Genomic DNA, 16126 nt, shown 5'->3' with positions numbered 1-16126 from the left:
AGGTCACCGAATGAAGCACACCAACCAGGAAACGACCACGGACGGCCAGGCCGCCCAATACCTCACCTTCATGCTGGGCGGCGAAGCCTTCGGCATCGGCATCATGGCCGTGAAGGAAATCATCGAATTCGCCGGCATCACGGAGGTGCCGATGATGCCCGACTCGATCCGCGGCGTGATCAACCTGCGCGGCGCCGTCGTGCCCGTGATGGACCTTGCGGCCCGCTTCGGCCGGCCCCGGTCGGTGCCGGGCAAGCGCACGTGCATCGTCATCGTCGAACTGGAGTCGGACGGCGCGCGCCAGCTGACGGGCGTCGTCGTCGATGCGGTCAGCGCCGTGCTGGACATCCCGGCGTCGGAGATCGAGCCGGCGCCGTCGTTCGGCACACGCATCCACGGCGACTTCATCGCCGGCATGGGCAAGGTGAACGGCCGCTTCGTCATCCTGCTCAACGTGGACTCGGTCCTGGCGCAGGGCGGCCTGACCGACCTGGCCACCGACGCCGCCGCGCTGCTTTCCTGAGGCAACCATGCAGCACTGTGCGATCAGCCAGGGCGAGTTCGCGCGCTTCCAGCGCTTCATCTTCGACATGGCCGGCATCACGATGTCCGATTCGAAGATGGCGCTGGTCAGCGGCCGCCTCGCCAAACGCCTGCAGCATCTGGGCCTGCCCACGTACGACGCCTATTTCCGCCTGCTGACCGACGGCGCGCACAAGGACGAGGTGCAGCTGGCCGTCGACCTGCTGACGACGAACGAGACCTATTTCTTCCGCGAGTCGCGCCATTTCGACCTGCTGCGCGAGGCCGCCCAGGCGGCGCGTCCGGGCCTGCGCACGGACGCGCCGTTCCGCGTGTGGAGCGCCGCGTGCTCGTCCGGCGAAGAACCGTACAGCATCGCGATGGTGCTGGCCGACGTGTTGAAAGCGGAGCCGTGGGAAGTGACGGCGTCCGACATCAGCACGCGCGTGCTGCAGCGCGCCCGCACGGGGCACTATCCGATGGAGCGCACCGCGCACGTACCGCAGGACTACCTGCGCCGCTACTGCCTCAAGGGCATCCGCGAGCAGCAGGGCACGTTGCTCGTCAACCGCGCCCTGCGCGAGCGCGTGCAGTTCCGCCAGGTGAACCTGAACACGGCCCTGCCCGGCGACCTGGGCACGTACGACGTCGTCTTCCTGCGCAACGTGATGATCTACTTTAACGGCGAGACCAAGCGCCAGGTCGTCACACGCGTGCTGGGCCGCATGAAGCCCGGCGCCCACCTGTTCATCGGCCATTCCGAGAGCCTGCAGGAACTGGGCGACATGGTTTGCCCCGTCATCCCCTCCGTCTACCGCAAGCCCGCGTGAACATGGGAAAATCAGCGATCGATGTGATGGTGGTCGACGATTCCGCCGTCGTGCGCAAGGTGGTCGGTGCGATCCTGGAGAAGGCGCCCGGCATCCGCCTGCTGCACGCCGTGTCCGACCCGCTGCTCGCGATCGAGCGCATGAAGCAGGCGTGGCCCGACGTGATCGTCCTGGACGTCGAGATGCCGCGCATGGACGGCATCACCTTCCTCAGGAAGATCATGGCCGAGCGGCCGACGCCCGTCGTGATCTGCTCCACCCTGACGGAAAAGGGTGCGGAGACGACCATGGCGGCGATGGCCGCGGGCGCCGTGTCCATCATCACCAAGCCGAAGCTGGGCCTCGCGGACTTCCTCAGCGAGAGCGCGGACGAGCTGATTTCCGCCGTGCGCGCGGCGAGCCAGGTCAATGTGCGGCGCCTCGCCGCGCGCGTGCCGTCGGCACCCGTGCCCGCGAAGCTCAGCGCCGATGCCGTGCTGCCGGCCGCGCCCGAGACGCGCGCCCTGCTGCGCACGACGGAACGGGTCGTCGCGATGGGCACCTCGACGGGCGGCACGCTGGCGCTGGAAGAAGTGCTCACGCAGCTGCCGAGGGTGACGCCCGGCATCGTCATCGTGCAGCACATGCCGGAAAAATTCACCGCCGCCTTCGCCGAACGCCTGAACGGCCTGTGCCAGATCGAGGTGCGCGAGGCGCGCCACGGCGACCGCGTGCTGCCGGGCCGCGCGCTCATCGCCCCGGGCGGCAAGCACATGCTGCTGCGCCGCGACGGCGCGCAGTACTGCGTGGACGTCATCGACGGCCCGCTCGTGAACCGCCACCGGCCGTCCGTGGACGTGCTGTTCCGCTCCGTGGCCAAGCATGCGGGCGCCAACGCGCTGGGCATCATCATGACGGGCATGGGCGACGACGGCGCGGCCGGCCTGCTGGAAATGCGCAAGGCGGGCGCGCGCACGGTCGCGCAGGACGAGGACAGCTGCGTCGTCTACGGCATGCCTAGGGAAGCCGTCAAGCGCGGCGGCGTGGAGAAGTCCATGCCGTTGAAGACAATCGACCGCGAGATCCTGCAGCAGCTGAGCGTGCGCTGATCGCGTATCATTCCTCCTGAACAGCCCACCCGGAAGCTGATGCCAGGAGAGCGAGATGCGAACCAGACTGTTGACCGCCGCCATGACGTTGTGCTTGAGCGCCTGCGGCGGCGGAGGCGGCAACCCGGGCGCCGGCGGCGCCCCGTCGACGCCGCCGGTGGCCACCGGCGGCAACCTCGACGCCTACGCCGGCACGTGGACGTCCGCCTGCACGTCGCACGCGGTCGACACGGCCGTCATCCAGCGCGTGCCCGGGTCCACCACCGCGCTCACGATCGGCGTCACGACGAATTACTACGCCAACACGACATGCACGGGCGACGTGATCGCGACCCAGGTGTGGAGCGCCGACACGACGGCGACCTATGTCGGCAGCGTGACCTCATCCATCACCCCCGGCCCCGGCCAGGCGGCGATCGCGGCTACCGTGGACAAGGTGACGACGCAGGTGCCCCAGCGCGGCGTCACGCTCACGGGCACCTTCGTCAGCCACAAGATCATCGACGGCCAGCCCAACTGGTGCGTCGATTACGCGGGCGGCTCGGTGTGCGTGCCGGACCGGATCTACGAGTCCGGCACGGCACCCTTCGACGGGCTGTACGCCCACGGCGGCGATCTGTACGAGGTCAAGTCGAACGGCACCAATTTCGACGCCGTCGAGCATTTCACGAAGCGCTGACGGGTAGCCGGGCGAGTCCGCGCAAGCCCGCGATGCCGTTCCAGCGCGGAACGGCATCGGCCAGCGCCAGCCCCGGCCAGCGCCGCAGGACGGCGCGCAGCACGACGTCCGCCTCCAGCAGCGACAGCCCGGCGCCGATGCACACATGGGGTCCGCTGCCGAACGACAGATGGCTGCCCGCGCGGCGCGTGATGTCGAACGTGTCGGGATCGGGAAAACGGTCGGGATCGCGGTTGGCCGCGCCGATCAGGGCGATCACGAGGTCGCCGCGTCGGAGCAGCGTGCCGTGCAGCGTGAGGTCCGCGGCGACGCGGCGCCCCGTGTACTGCACGGGACTGTCGTAGCGCAGCAGTTCGCGCACGGCCAGCGACATCCCGTCTTCGTCCGCGCGCAGGCGCGCCCACGCCTCCGGGTGCGTGAGCAGCGTGTACAAACCGTTGCCGAGCAGGTTGCGCGTCGTCTCGTGGCCGGCGAACAGCAGCATCGCGCATTGCGCCAGCAGTTCGCCGTCGGCCTTGATCTCGCCCGCGGCCTCGGCCTGCAGCAGGCGGCTGACGAGGTCCGTGCCGGGCTGCCGGCGGCGTGCCGGCAGCAGCGCATCGAAGTAACGCACCATCTGCAGCAGGCTGCGCTGGGCGGCGCGCAACTGGTCGGCCGTGGGCTGCAGCGCGCCGATGAATGCGGCGAGGTCGTCCGACCACGCCATGAAGCGCGCCTCGTCCTTGCGGTCCACGCCCAGCATCAGGCCGATGACGCGCGACGGCAGCGGGCGCGCGACTTCGGCGATGAAGTCGAAGCCGGCCCGCGCATCGAGCCCGTCGAGCAATTCGCCGGTCAGCCGTTCGACCTCGAGGCGCAAGGTCTTCACGAACGTGGGATGGAAGCCCGCCGCCATCGCCTTGCGCACGCGCTGGTGGTCGGCGCCGTCGAGGAAGACCATCGCGCTGCCGAACAGGCGCTGGAACGCTTCCAGCCCCGCCTGCGCGCGCCGGCCCTGCAGGCTCGCGTCGACGCCGGGAATGCGCTTGACCCAGCCGCCCGTGCGCTGCGAGGAAAAGCGCGCATCGCGCAGCGCCAGCTCCACGTCCTCGTGGCGCGTCAATACCCACGCGCCCTGGAACACGTCGTCGCGCCACAGCACCGGTCCCGCCGCGCGCAGCTGGCGATAGACGGGGTACGGATCGTGCAGGAAGGCGGCGTCGAACGGCGGCGCGTCGAGCGTTCCGCTCGCGAAGTCTCTCATGCGATTCATTGGATGATGGTCTGCCGGCACATGCCCGGGGGCCGCACTTTACCATTTTTTCGGCGCCAGCGGTCCGTCCGGGCACCGGCGCCGGGCGACCTTGCTTGTGTACTCCGGTCAACACATAACATAATACGAATGAGAATAATTCGTATTTAAAGATGTCTGCACCCGACGCCACAAGAGAGAGAACATGAAGTCCAACAAAAAAGTACTGACGATCGTCGCCGCATTGGCGGGCCAACAACTTCCCGGCCTGGCACTGGCCGACACGCCCGACTCGGCCCCTGCCGCTGCGATGCAGGTCGTGGAAATCACCGGAACGCGCGCCGGCGCGGCGCCCTACAACCCGGCGTCGGCCACCAGCGCCACCAAACTCGGCGCGCCGCTGCGCGACATCCCGCAGACCGTCAACGTCGTGCCGCAGGAACTCTTGCGCGACCAGGGCGTCCTGTCGATGGAAGCCGCCATGAAATCCGTGCCCGGCGTCGGCCTGTCGCATGGCGACGGCCAGCGCGACCAGGTGACCCTGCGCGGCTTTTCCGCGATCTCGGACCAGTTCATCGATGGCGTGCGCGACGATGCCCTGTATTTCCGCGACCTGTCGAACATCGAGCGCATCGAGGTTCTCAAGGGCCCGGCTTCGGTGCTGTACGGACGCGGCTCGTCGGGAGGCCTGATCAACCGCATCACCAAGAAGCCCGGCATCGACAAGAGCGAAATCTCCGCCCAGATCGGTAGCCGGAACCGGTGGCGCGGCGAGATCGACGTGGCGCGCGCCCGGCCCGCCGGCGACCTGGCGTTCCGCGTCACCGGCGCCGTCGAACGCGCCGACAGCTATCGCAGCCAGCAGTTCCTGGAACGCGACGCCCTCGCCCCCTCGTTGTCGTTCCAGCTGAGCGCCGCCACCTCGGTCCTGCTGCAGGCGGAGCACTTGTCGGACCGGCGCGTGACCGACTTCGGCATTCCTTCGTATCACGACCGTCCGGTCGACGTGCCCGCGTCCACCTACTACGGCGCGGCCAATGCGCGCGCCAGCGATTACTCCCACGCCGAGGTGACGGCGTACGGCGCCGTCCTGGAACACCGCTTCGACGACCGCCTCAAGCTGCGCAACGCCTTCCGCCACTACGAGTACACGCTCGACCGCAACAATACCCTGGTGGGTGCGGTCAACGAGACGGCGCTGACGGCGTCCCTCAATCGCACCAACCTGCGCCGCGCGGAGAACGGCTGGTTCAACCAGACCGAATTGGCCCAGAACGCCTGGCTGGGCGGGATGGCGCACCAGGTCCTGTACGGCGTCGAGTTCGGCAGGCAGGACAAGGACCAGGTCAACCGCTCGAAAAACGCCGTCGCGACGGTGTCGCTGTTCCAGCCGGTCCTGCCGGTCCTGCCGCGCGAGGTCGCGGCGGCGCCGTCGACCGACAACCGCGGCATCATGACCACCGGCAGCGCCTATGCACAGGACCTGGTCGCGCTGAGCGCGTCGTGGAAAGCCCTCGTCGGCGTGCGCTACGACCGCTTCGAGCAGGAGACCCGCGAGCGCCGTGCCGGCCAAGCCGATCTCGGACGCACCGACCGCGCGTGGAGTCCGCGCGCGGGCCTGGTCTACCAGCCGGCCGCCGACCGATCCTACTACGCCGCCTTCAGCAAATCGTTCCAGCCGTCGGCCGAGAACTTCGCCCTGGCCGCCAACAATGCGCAGCTCGCGCCGGAAGAAACGACGAATCGCGAAGTGGGCGGAAAGTTCGATTTCCTGAACGGCCGGCTGTCCGCGACGGCGTCCCTGTTCCGGCTCGAACGCACGAACATCAAATCCGCCGATCCGGTCACGAACCGCCTGCTGCCCATCGGCGTGCAGCGCACCGATGGCCTGGAACTGACGCTGGCGGGCCAGGTGGCGCGCGACTGGCAGGTCTGGGGCGGCTATGCGTACCTGGACGCGCGCATGAGGGTGTCGCCGGCGCTGGACAACAGCGACAACGTCATCAAGCGCGTTCCCATCGAGGGCAAACGGGCGACGCTCACGCCGCGCCACAGCGCGAACCTGTGGATCACCCGGTCGATCGGGGCGCGATGGCGCGCCGGCGCGGGCGTGAACGCGGTGGCCCAGCGATTCGCCAACCCGGGCAACACCGTCGCCCTGCCCGGCTACGCGACGCTCGACGCCATGGTCGGCTACCTGGTCGCGGGGCTGGAGCTCCAGCTGAACGTGACGAACCTGGCCGACCGGCGTTACATCGTGTCGGGCCACGGCAGCTCACCCAACCTGAACCTCCCCGGCGCCCCGCGCTCCGCGCTTTTGACGGCACGCTACCGGTTCTGACACGTTCGTCATCGGGCGCACGACCCGGGGCCGCCGGCGCGTCCGGACATACCGCTGCGGATGCCGCCCGCGGCGCGAGTCCGCAGTAAAATCGGGTCCATCCCCTTCCCCGGCCACCATGGACCTGAAACGACTCAAGACATTCGTGCGCGTGGCGGGCACGCTGAACATCAGCGAGGCCGCGCGCCAGATCCACCGCACGCAGTCGAGCGTCACGGAGCAGATCCAGGCGCTCGAGGCCGACCTCGGCGTGGCGCTGTTCGACCGGTCGAACCGCAAGCTCGCGCTGACGGCCGCGGGCACCTGTCTGCTCGACCACGCCACGCGCCTGATCGAGCTGGCCGACGCGGCACGTGCCGCCGTCCGCGCGGCGGGCGGCAACGCGGCGCAGGCATTGACCGTGGGCGGCATCGAGACCATCGCGGCCGCGTTCCTGCCCGACGTCGTGGCGCGGATGGCGGCGACGCATCCCCACGTGAGCGTCCGCGTGGCCGTCGCCGCCACATCGGCCCTGCACGCCGGGGTCAGGGACGGCACGCTCGACGCGGCCTGCTTCTTCGGCACGCTCGCGCCGGAGGACGGCCTCGCGTGCAGCGTGATCGCCCACGCGCCGCTCGTGCTGGTCGTGCCGCCCGGCCACCCGCTGGCCGGGCGGACGGGCGCGAACCACGACGACATCGCGCACGAGCGGTTCCTCGTGACGGCCCGGGGCTGCGCCTACCGCCGGATGTTCGAGGCGGCCCTGCGCGCCCAGCCGGAGCGGCAGCCACGGATCGCGGGCGAATTCGACAGCGTGGCCGCCATCGTCGGCCTCGTGGAACGCGGCCTGGGCTGCGCCATCGTGCCGCGCATGGTGCCCGCGCTCGCGGACGCGCGCGTGGCGATCGTTCCCTGGCATGGCGCCGCGGCGACGGTCCCCGTGTCGGTCGCCTGGCGCGAGCGGCCGTCGGCCGCCGTGGCGGCGTTGCTGGCCGCCCTCCCGGCGGCGCCAAGCGGCGCTACACCAGCCGATGGCCGCCATCGATATGCAGCACCGCCCCCGTGACGAAGCTGTTGCGCATCAGGAAGCGGATGCCGTCGGCGATGTCCGCGGCCTGGCCGATGCGGCCGACGGGCAGCTTCTGCGCCATCGCATCCAGCTTGGCGCGCGCCTCGTCGCCGGCGACCTGCCGCCAGATGGGGGTGTCGACCCAGCCGGGCGACACGACGTTGACCCGGATGGGCGCCAGTTCGACGGCCAGCGCGTAGGCGAGCGACTCGAGCGCGCCGTTGACGCCAGCCACGACTGACCCGCGCGGCGCCGGGCGATAGGCCGCGATCCCCGACGTGAACACGATGGAGCCGGCCGCCGCGAGCCGGGGGCTGCCGTGCTTGGCCAGCAGCAGCGGCCCGATGAACTTGGAGTCGATGACCTTGCGCGCGGCGGCCAGGTCCAGCGCGGGCAGCAGCTCGTAGGCGCCGCCGATGTCGGCCGCGGTGGACACGATGTGGTCCACGCCGCCGCATTCCTCGAACAGGCGGACGACGTCCTCCTCCCGCGTGATGTCGGCCGCGATCGTGCGCACATCGCCGACGCCGGCCAGCGCCGCCCGCGCCTGCGCCAGCCGCGCGGCCGAGCGGCCCGCGATGACGACGGCCGCGCCATCCGCGAGCAGCGACCTCGCGAGGCTCAGGCCCATGCCGGAACTGCCGCCGGCGATCAAGACGTTTTCCCTTTGACGTGCAACCACTTCGCTCATGTCCTCTCCCTTCGCGATCGTTTACCGGACTGCATGCTTGCAGGCTTCGATTGTCGTGCGGCGCGGCGCGGATGAGAAACGGGAAATGGCGATCGTCGCGATCGGAAACGCCGATGTGCCGACCGCGGCGCATCGAGACTATTTGCGTTTTCCCGAGAAAGTCTGCTAGGATGTGATCGATAACATATTCAAACAACTTCGGAGACCTGTCCCATGCGTCAACTGATAGCCGTCCTGTGCCTGCTGGGCGCAGCCCTTGCCCATGCCGCGGAGCCGGACCTCGCCGGACGTCTCGCCTCGCCCGACGGCCACATCGTCCTCGAACTGACGCAGAAGACGTACGGCGCCGGCAAACGCGCACTGTACTACAACGTGCGCTACGACGGCGAGCCCGTCGTCCGCGACTCGTTGCTGGAACTGCGGCTCGACAACCACCTGTCCGAAAACGCGATGGCGCTGCCCGTCGACCACCATGCGCGCTGGTTCGAGAACCTGCGCGTGACGGGCGTGCGGCGCGCCAGCCACGACAGCACGTGGACGCCCGTCACGGGCGAGCGCGCGCGCATCCGCGACCACTACGAAGCGCTCACCGTCGACCTGGTCAAGGACGACAACCCGATCTACAAACTGTCCGTCGAGGTGCGCGCCTACGACGAGGGCGTGGCGCTGCGCTTCGCCTTCCCCGAAAACGAAAAAGGCACGTACTACCGCGTGGTCGGCGAGGACGTGGAATTCGCCCTGCCCGCCGGCACGCGCGCCTGGTTCCACAGCTGGGCCCAGGGGCCCTACAAGCTGCTGCCGCTCGCCGACTGGCCCGACCAGGCGGAGCGCCCGCTGACGCTGGCCCTGCCGAACGGCTTCTCCGTCGCGCTGCTGGAAGCGCGGATGGTCGATTATGCGCGCACCAAGTTCAAGCTGAGCGCGGACAAGCCCGACACCATCGTCACCGCCATGCACGATCCGGCCGACCTGATCTCGCCGTTCGCGACCCCGTGGCGGGGCATCATGATCGCGCGCCGCCCCGGCCAGCTGATCGAGAACGACCACTTCATCCTGAACCTGAACGACCCGGCGCGCATCGCGGACACGTCCTGGATCCAGCCGGGCAAGATCATGCGCGTGATGTCGCTGACCACGAAGGACGCCAAGGCCAATATCGATTTCGCCGTCCGCCATCGCCTGCAATACGTGCTGTTCGACTTCAAGTGGTACGGCAACGCCTTCTCGTTCGACGCCGACGCGACCAAGGTGGCGATTCCCGACTTCGACCTGCCCGGCATCATCGCCTACGCCAAGGAGCGCGGCATCGGCGTGTGGCTGTACGTGAACCAGCAAGGCCTGCTGGCGCAATCGGACACGCTGTTCCAGACCTACCGCGACTGGGGCGTCAAGGGCGTGAAATTCGGCTTCGTGCTGCCTGGCTCGCACCGCTGGACCACGTGGATCGAAAAAGCCATCCGGCAGGCCGCGGACGCGCACATCATGGTCAACATCCACGACGACTGGCGTCCCACCGGCGAACAGCGCACCTGGCCCAACCTGATGACGGCGGAAGGCATCCGCGGCAACGAAGAAATGCCGGACGCCACCCACAACACGGTCCTGCCCTTCGTGCGCTACCTCGCCGGCCCCGCCGACTACACGATCTGCTACTACGACCCGCGCATCAAGACCACGCACGCGCACCAGCTGGCGCTGGCCGTCGTCTATTACAGTCCGTTGCAGACGTTGTACTGGTACGACCGGCCCGAACGCTCGCACGACGAGCCGGAACTAGCGTTCTGGGACCGCATCCCGACCACGTGGGACGAGACGCGCGTGCTCGACGGCGCACCCGGCCGCGACGTGACGATCGCCCGGCGCAAGGGCGACGAATGGTTCGTGGGCAGCATCACCAACGACGATGCGCGCCGCGTGACCCTGCGCCTGGACTTCCTGCCGCCGGGCCAGCGCTACGAGGCGACGATCTACGCGGACGACGCGGCCGCGCCCACGGCCACGCACGTGGGCGTCCGCCGGCGCACGGTGGACGCGCGCACGGCGCTGGAACTCGACCTGCCCCCGTCCGGCGGCCAGGCGCTGTGGCTGCGTCCCGTGGCGGCGGCGCGCTAAGCGGACAGCGCCGGCGGCGTCATTCGGTCCGGGACGTGGATTCGCGCACGACCAGCGTGTACGGCATCAGCTGGTGCCGCGGGTCGTAGGCGTGGCCCGAACGCTGCGTGCGGACATGCTCGATCAGCAGCGCCACGGCGCTGCGCGCCATCTCGGTGATCGGTTGATGAATGGTGGTCAGTTCCGGCCACACGGTGGTCGCGACGGGCGTGTCGTCGAAGCCGCAGACGGTCATGTCGTCCGGGACCTGCAGATGCATCCCGTGCGCGACGGCGATGACAGCGGCCGCCATGTCGTCGTTGCTGGCGAAGATGGCCGTGGGCCGCGTCGGCCGGGACAGCAGCTCGCGCGCCGCCAGCAGGCCGGAACGGTACGTGAACATACCCTGCGCCACGCGTTCGGCGGGCACGTTGTGGCCGGCCGCGCGCATGGCGTCGATGAACGCCTGGTAGCGCAGCTGGGCCGGCGTGTGTTCCGGGTCGCCCTTGATGAAGCCGATGTCCGTATGGCCCAGCGCCAGCAGGTGCTTCGTCATCGTCAGCGCGCCTTCGTAGTCGTCGATGCGCACGGCCGACATCCGCGGCGACGGTTTCGCCGTGGCCACCGCCACGGACGGGATGCCCAGTTCCGCCAGCATCTTGAGGGCGGATTTCGAATCGCAGAGTGGTGGCGGCACGAGGATGCCGTCGGCGCCGTCGTCGATCAGGCGGTCGATCGCCTTGCGCTGGCTGCGCAGGTTGTCGCAGTGTTCGAGGATCAGTTGGGCGCCGCTCTGTCCGCACTCGGTCAGCGCGCCGACGAGGAAGGCGCTGAGGAAGGCCTCGCTGGGGTTGCTGTACAACAGGCCCACGCGCAGAGTACCGACGCGCGCCGCGCGCGCCGCCACGTTGACCTGGTAATTGAGCTCGTCGATCGCGCGCATGACTTTTTCGCGGTTCCTGGCGCCGACGCTGGTGATGCCGTTGATGACGCGCGACACCGTCATGGCCGATACCCCGGCCCGGCTGGCGACGTCCCACACCGTCGCGCCGCCCGCGGCGCGCTCGTTCCTGCCGCCTTCGCCCTGTGTTGTCATGTCTTGTCTCCCGTGGCGCCGGGGCCGTCGCAGGGCAGCTTGTCCAGGTCGCCCAGCGTCCAGCTGTCGCGCCAGCGCACGACGGGCTTGCCGGCCTCCCACTCGACGGGCAGCCAGACGTAGCGGCCGTCGATGGCGTCCTCCTTCCGCCAGATGTCGAACATCAGGATATGCCGCGTGCAACCGTTGCGCCGCAAGGTCAGCGCATACGTCGACTGGCCACCGAACGTGAACTTCTGTTGTTCCGGCGTGCCGCGCACCGGATTGCCGAGCGGCTGCCACGGGCCGAACATGTGGTCGGCGACGTAGGACTTCGCCGCGTTCGGCGCCCAGCCCGTCAGGCCGGACGTCACGAGATAGTACTTGCCGCCGTGCTTGAAGATGGCCGGGGCTTCGTCGTCGCCGTCCGGCGTCATGCGCGCATACTGCCCGGCCGGGCGCAGGTAGTCGTCCGTCAGGCGCGAGATGTGCATCGTATGGTTTTCCTCCGACGCGTAGACGTCGTAGGCCGCGCCGTCGTCGTCGACGAACAGCGTCATGTCGCGCGCCATCTGGCCGCCCGCGCGGTCGCGCGCGAGGAAGGACGTGGCCGGGTCCTTGTCCGCCGGCGTCACGTCGACCGGCCACGCGCCGGCGTCCGGCCGGAACGAGCCCTGGTAGACATACGGCCCCGTCACCTTGTCGGCGACGGCCACCCCGGCGCGCGCCGCGTCGTAGCGCTTGCCCCTGAGCTCGAGGTGGAACCACATCACGAACTTGCCCGTCTTCGGATTGTGGATGACCTTCGGCCGTTCGATGATCGCCCCCTTGACGATGTCGCTGGCCGGGTCGTCGCTGACGGCCAGCGCGATGCCTTCGTCATGCCAGTCCGTCAGGTTGCGCGAACTGTAGACGTGCACGCCGACCTGGGCACGGTTGCCGGCCTCGCCCGACACCTTGTGCTCGCCGAACCAGTAGTACACGCCCCGGTGCTCGAGGATGCCGCCGCCGTGCGCGTTGATGTGCACGCCCTTGTCGTCCGGCCACAGCGCGCCGGGCCGGAACGTATCGGCCGACTGGGCGTGGAATGCGGCGCCCATCAGGGCCGCCGCCAGGAATGCTTTCGTCTTGCTCGGCATGTTCGTGTCCCCTTTAGATTGATCGAGCGGCTTCCCGTCCCTGTCCAGCAGGGCCAGCTCGGCCACGGCAGCATACGGCTCGCCGTCGAACGCGTCCAGCGCCTCCAGGCAGAGCTGGCGGCCGGTCGCCGGGTGGATGGCGCCGCTGAACGGAAGCAAGGCTGCGCCCCGCAGCAGGCGCCGGCGTTGGAAACTGATGGTCATGTGGTCGGTATCCGAAAAAACCGGCACGGCCGGCCGCGGACGCGGACGGTCGTGCCGGTGCTTGCCGGGTTCAGAACTTGTAGCGCAGACCCACGCTGATGTTGCGGCCGTTGTCGAAGTACTGGCCCAGCAGGCTCGGCTCGAAGTACGGCGCTTCGCCGACGTAGCGGTTCGGTGCCTTGTCGGTGAGGTTCGAGGCGTTCAGCGACAGCGTCAGGCGGTCGTCGATGGCGTAGTTCAGCGAGGCGTCGAGCAGGCCGTAGGCGCCGACATAGCCGCTGCCCAGCGGGTTGATCGGGTTCACGGCGCCGAGCAGCTGCGACGAGCGCCACGTGTACACGAGGCGGCCGGACAGCTTGTTGTCCTCGTACAGTCCCGAGATGCTGTAGCTGTTCTTGGACGTGTACGGCTGCTGCGACGTGATCCAGACCGGTGCCGCCGGGGTGCCGTAGTTGACCGGATTGGACGTCTTGACGTACGTGTAGTTGCCCGCGACGCCGAAGTTCTTCCACCAGTTGTCGCCGCCGAAGAACCACTGGCCGGCCACCTCCACGCCGCGCGCATAGCCGGGCGCCGCGTTCACCTGCTTCGAGGTCAGGTACTGGCCGTTCGTGCAGCCGTTCGAGGTCGCGCCCGAGTACAGAGGCGCGAACGGCACCGTCATGCACTGCGCGACCGGGCTGAAGAAGCCCTTGATCTGCTTGTCGAACACGGCGGCCGATACGAAGTTCGTCGCGCTGAAGTAGCGCTCGAGCGAGAAGTCGTAGCTGTCGGCCGTCTGCGGACGCAGGTCGGGGTTGCCGATGTTGGCGGTGCCGAGGCCGGCGTCGTAGGCGATGGACGGGTTCAGCGAACCCAGGTCGGGACGGGTCATGCCGCGGCCGAAGCCGAAGCGGGCCAGGAAGTCCTTCGCGAGGTCGTAGGTGGCGTTGAACGTCGGCAGGACGTTGGTGTAGGTGGTCGTACGCGAGTAGTCGACCAGCGGCGTACCCGGTTGCGTCGTGTCCCGGTTTTTCGCGACGGCCGTCGAGCGGGTGCGGACCACGCGTACGCCCACATTGCCTTTCAGGCTCTCGTCGAACGCGGAGAAATCGCCGACCAGGTAGCCGGCCAGCGTGCTCTCCTTCATGAAGCGGCGCGCCGCGACGTTTTCCGGGAAGTTGTCCTGGTCAGGCATGTTGGAGGCCGGGAACTGCTCCTTGACCTGGTTGCCCAGCAAGCGGTCCGGGTTCCAGACGATGTAGCCCCCCGAATAGCCGGCCAGGCCGCGCATGTAGTTGGTCGGGGAGGTCTGCAGCATGTCCGTCTTGGACGGCACCGGGATCGCGTTCGAACGGTCGGCGGCCAGCGGCTTGCCGTCCGTCGTCAGGGACCAGAAGTTGCCCCGGTTCGTGTACTGGCTTTGCTGCGTCGCATAGCGCGTGCCGAACTTGATCTTGTCGAAGAAGCCCGATTCCAGCGTGTAGGCACCGTCCAGCGCCGTGGCGTTGCCCTTGTCGTCCCAGTGCTGCCAGCCGAGCGGGAAGCCGCTGAACACGAAATTCTTCGGGTCCGACAGGCTCGGGCCGCCGTACGTCATCTTGTGCGGCTCGCCGTCCGCGTAGCGCGTCACGTCCCACGCCAGGCCGGCTGCCCCGGCCATTTCCACGCGACGGTTGTCCTGCCGGCGATCGGACTTGATGTACGAGAAATCGGCCTTCAGGAACAACGCACTGGTCGGGTTCCACTCGGCGCCGCCGGCGGCGATCCACGTCGTGTACGGGCTGTGCTCGTCGCCGCCCCACAGACGGATCGCCGAATCCTGCCAGGTGCCGCCCAGCAGGCGCCTGGACGACAGGACGTCGTCGCTGCCGCCGTTGAAATTGCGGTTGACCATGCTTTCGGTGACCGCGAACGGCGCCGTCTGCAGGTTCCGCAGGTTGTTGCCGGTATCGGCCCAGACGAAACGATAATTTTGGTGGTACAGGTAACCCGTGTAATTGCTCTCGGCGTAGAAGCGCAAGGTGTTATCCACGCGGTAGTCGGCCGCCAGGTTGAGACCCCTGCGCTGGCGCATGATCGTTTCCTGGAACAGGTTCGCGTTGACGGCCGTCGTGGAGATGATGTTGGCCGCCTGGGCCGGCGTCAATATCGACGTGTCCGGCGTGTTGGCACCGACCGTGGCCGACGTCGGACGCATCGTCACGGGCGCCAGGTAGCCGACGTCGTTGCGGCCGACGTACTTCGCCATCGGTTGCCCCGGATTGTTGCCCGTGTTGGCCGCCGCCAGTTGCGCATACTCGGGCGTATCGGCACCGATCACGCGGCGGAAGTCCGGACCGCGGTTGGCCGGATTGCTGTCGGATCGGCCCGTGCTCTTCTGGAACGCGAACGCGGCCATCACGCCGATGCGCGAGCCGCCGCCCAGGTCGTAGCGGTTGGCGAACAGGCCGAACAATTCAGGGTCGACTTTCTTGGCCAGGTCGTTATAGCGCGCATTGGTGCTGATCGAGGCGGTCGGGCCCTTGAAATCGCTCGGCTTGCGCGTGCGGATGTTCACCAGGCCGCCGATGCCGCCCTCGATGTGTTCGGCGGACGGGTTCTTGTACACATCCACGCCGGCGATCATGCCCGGAATCGCGTCCTCGAGGTTGAACTCGCGCGAGCCGGCCGTGAAGGAAGCGCGGCCGTTGACCTGCGACGCCGTCTGGCCGGACAGGCCGCGGATCGTCAGGCCGGAACCGTTGCCGGACGGCGACGCGCCTTCGCCACCGTAGCGGTAACCCTGCACGCCCGGCACGCGGGTCAGCGTCTCTTCCACGTTCGGGTCCGGCAGTTTGCCGATGTCTTCCGCCGAGATCGAGTCCACGACTTCCATCGAGTTCCGCTTGACGGCCAGCGACGATTGCGCGCTGGCGCGGATGCCCGTGACCAGGACGGTATTGGTCTCGGCCGGCGCCTGCTGCGCCATCGCCTGGGTGGCAAAGGCCTGGGCAAGGGCCAGCGCGACGAGGGACATGCGCGGGCCGACGTGGTGTTTCTGGTTCATCTTCTCCTCCTCCAAAAATCCGAATGGACTTGTTGTCTTATTGTTTCGCTGGTTTTAAGGCATGCCTGAAGCCGGATGCCGTTGTAGATATCGATAACAATGCGAGTGGATTATAGGAGTTGGCCGAGTAATGAAAGCAACCAATCAACGTTATGATTT

12 protein-coding genes are annotated in these 16126 nt (G+C 68.3%); 7 read left to right on the top strand and 5 right to left on the bottom strand.

What is annotated here, in order from left to right:
• Positions 1–10 precede the first annotated feature (10 nt).
• From BVG12_RS31390 to BVG12_RS31375, 4 genes are read left to right on the top strand one after another with little or no spacing between them, the layout of a single operon-like run.
• Positions 11–523: a chemotaxis protein CheW gene (locus BVG12_RS31390; protein ID WP_075795835.1), complete on the top strand. Its 513-nt coding sequence runs from the start codon at positions 11–13 to the stop codon at positions 521–523.
• Between the two features lie 7 nt (positions 524–530).
• Positions 531–1352 carry a CheR family methyltransferase gene (locus BVG12_RS31385; protein WP_075795834.1) on the top strand — a complete coding sequence of 274 codons (822 nt, stop codon included), beginning with the start codon at positions 531–533 and terminating at the stop codon, positions 1350–1352.
• Between the two features lie 2 nt (positions 1353–1354).
• Positions 1355–2440: a protein-glutamate methylesterase/protein-glutamine glutaminase gene (locus BVG12_RS31380; protein WP_075795833.1), complete on the top strand. Its 1086-nt coding sequence runs from the start codon at positions 1355–1357 to the stop codon at positions 2438–2440.
• Positions 2441–2495: 55 nt separating this feature from the next.
• Entirely contained in the window at positions 2496–3119 is a 624-nt protein-coding gene (locus tag BVG12_RS31375) for a hypothetical protein (RefSeq protein WP_156895789.1), read from the top strand.
• On the opposite strand, the gene BVG12_RS31370 is transcribed toward BVG12_RS31375, so the two are convergent.
• Complete coding sequence (locus tag BVG12_RS31370) at positions 3106–4362, bottom strand: cytochrome P450 (RefSeq protein WP_307189095.1); 1257 nt, start codon at positions 4360–4362, stop codon at positions 3106–3108. The genes BVG12_RS31375 and BVG12_RS31370 overlap by 14 nt on opposite strands.
• Positions 4363–4555: 193 nt before the next feature.
• Between BVG12_RS31370 and BVG12_RS31365 the strand changes: the two genes are divergently transcribed.
• Together BVG12_RS31365 and BVG12_RS31360 are read left to right on the top strand one after the other, a co-directional pair.
• On the top strand, positions 4556–6691 hold the full coding sequence (locus tag BVG12_RS31365; RefSeq protein ID WP_075795830.1) for a TonB-dependent receptor: 2136 nt from the start codon (positions 4556–4558) through the stop codon (positions 6689–6691).
• A gap of 118 nt (positions 6692–6809) precedes the next feature.
• The gene (locus tag BVG12_RS31360; protein WP_075795829.1) at positions 6810–7736 is read left to right on the top strand and encodes a LysR family transcriptional regulator; all 927 of its coding nucleotides are present in this window, start codon (positions 6810–6812) and stop codon (positions 7734–7736) included.
• Here the strand turns inward: BVG12_RS31360 and BVG12_RS31355 are convergent.
• Positions 7690–8430: an SDR family oxidoreductase gene (locus tag BVG12_RS31355; RefSeq protein WP_075795828.1), complete on the bottom strand. Its 741-nt coding sequence runs from the start codon at positions 8428–8430 to the stop codon at positions 7690–7692. The two genes, BVG12_RS31360 and BVG12_RS31355, sit on opposite strands and share 47 nt — an antisense overlap.
• 213 nt (positions 8431–8643) lie before the next feature.
• Between BVG12_RS31355 and BVG12_RS31350 the strand changes: the two genes are divergently transcribed.
• Positions 8644–10542, top strand: coding sequence for a glycoside hydrolase family 97 protein (locus BVG12_RS31350; RefSeq protein ID WP_075795827.1), 1899 nt, complete (start codon positions 8644–8646; stop codon positions 10540–10542).
• Between the two features lie 19 nt (positions 10543–10561).
• Here the strand turns inward: BVG12_RS31350 and BVG12_RS31345 are convergent, their stop codons facing one another.
• The 3 genes from BVG12_RS31345 to BVG12_RS31335 all read right to left on the bottom strand — a co-directional run bounded on the left by BVG12_RS31345 (position 10562) and on the right by BVG12_RS31335 (position 15967).
• Complete coding sequence (locus BVG12_RS31345; protein ID WP_075795826.1) at positions 10562–11617, bottom strand: LacI family DNA-binding transcriptional regulator; 1056 nt, start codon at positions 11615–11617, stop codon at positions 10562–10564.
• Positions 11614–12939, bottom strand: a complete 1326-nt coding sequence (locus tag BVG12_RS31340; RefSeq protein ID WP_218921037.1) for a glycoside hydrolase family 43 protein — start codon at positions 12937–12939, stop codon at positions 11614–11616. The genes BVG12_RS31345 and BVG12_RS31340 overlap by 4 nt, the downstream gene beginning before the upstream one ends.
• Before the next feature lie 70 nt (positions 12940–13009).
• Entirely contained in the window at positions 13010–15967 is a 2958-nt protein-coding gene (locus BVG12_RS31335; protein ID WP_075795825.1) for a TonB-dependent receptor, read from the bottom strand.
• Between the last annotated feature and the right edge of the window lie 159 nt (positions 15968–16126).

The sequence above is a fragment of the Massilia putida genome (assembly GCF_001941825.1).
GTDB classification, from domain to species: Bacteria; Pseudomonadota; Gammaproteobacteria; order Burkholderiales; family Burkholderiaceae_D; genus Telluria; species Telluria putida.
Note: the sequence above shows the minus strand (reverse complement) of the source record. Positions and strands in the feature narration are given on the sequence as shown.

Coding starts and splice junctions, on each gene's coding strand:
- BVG12_RS31390 (WP_075795835.1), top strand. CDS start 11: ATGAAGCACACCAACCAGGAAACGACCACGGACGGCCAGGCCGCCCAA.
- BVG12_RS31385 (WP_075795834.1), top strand. CDS start 531: ATGCAGCACTGTGCGATCAGCCAGGGCGAGTTCGCGCGCTTCCAGCGC.
- BVG12_RS31380 (WP_075795833.1), top strand. CDS start 1,355: ATGGGAAAATCAGCGATCGATGTGATGGTGGTCGACGATTCCGCCGTC.
- BVG12_RS31375 (WP_156895789.1), top strand. CDS start 2,496: ATGCGAACCAGACTGTTGACCGCCGCCATGACGTTGTGCTTGAGCGCC.
- BVG12_RS31370 (WP_307189095.1), bottom strand. CDS start 4,362: ATGAGAGACTTCGCGAGCGGAACGCTCGACGCGCCGCCGTTCGACGCC.
- BVG12_RS31365 (WP_075795830.1), top strand. CDS start 4,556: ATGAAGTCCAACAAAAAAGTACTGACGATCGTCGCCGCATTGGCGGGC.
- BVG12_RS31360 (WP_075795829.1), top strand. CDS start 6,810: ATGGACCTGAAACGACTCAAGACATTCGTGCGCGTGGCGGGCACGCTG.
- BVG12_RS31355 (WP_075795828.1), bottom strand. CDS start 8,430: ATGAGCGAAGTGGTTGCACGTCAAAGGGAAAACGTCTTGATCGCCGGC.
- BVG12_RS31350 (WP_075795827.1), top strand. CDS start 8,644: ATGCGTCAACTGATAGCCGTCCTGTGCCTGCTGGGCGCAGCCCTTGCC.
- BVG12_RS31345 (WP_075795826.1), bottom strand. CDS start 11,617: ATGACAACACAGGGCGAAGGCGGCAGGAACGAGCGCGCCGCGGGCGGC.
- BVG12_RS31340 (WP_218921037.1), bottom strand. CDS start 12,939: ATGACCATCAGTTTCCAACGCCGGCGCCTGCTGCGGGGCGCAGCCTTG.
- BVG12_RS31335 (WP_075795825.1), bottom strand. CDS start 15,967: ATGAACCAGAAACACCACGTCGGCCCGCGCATGTCCCTCGTCGCGCTG.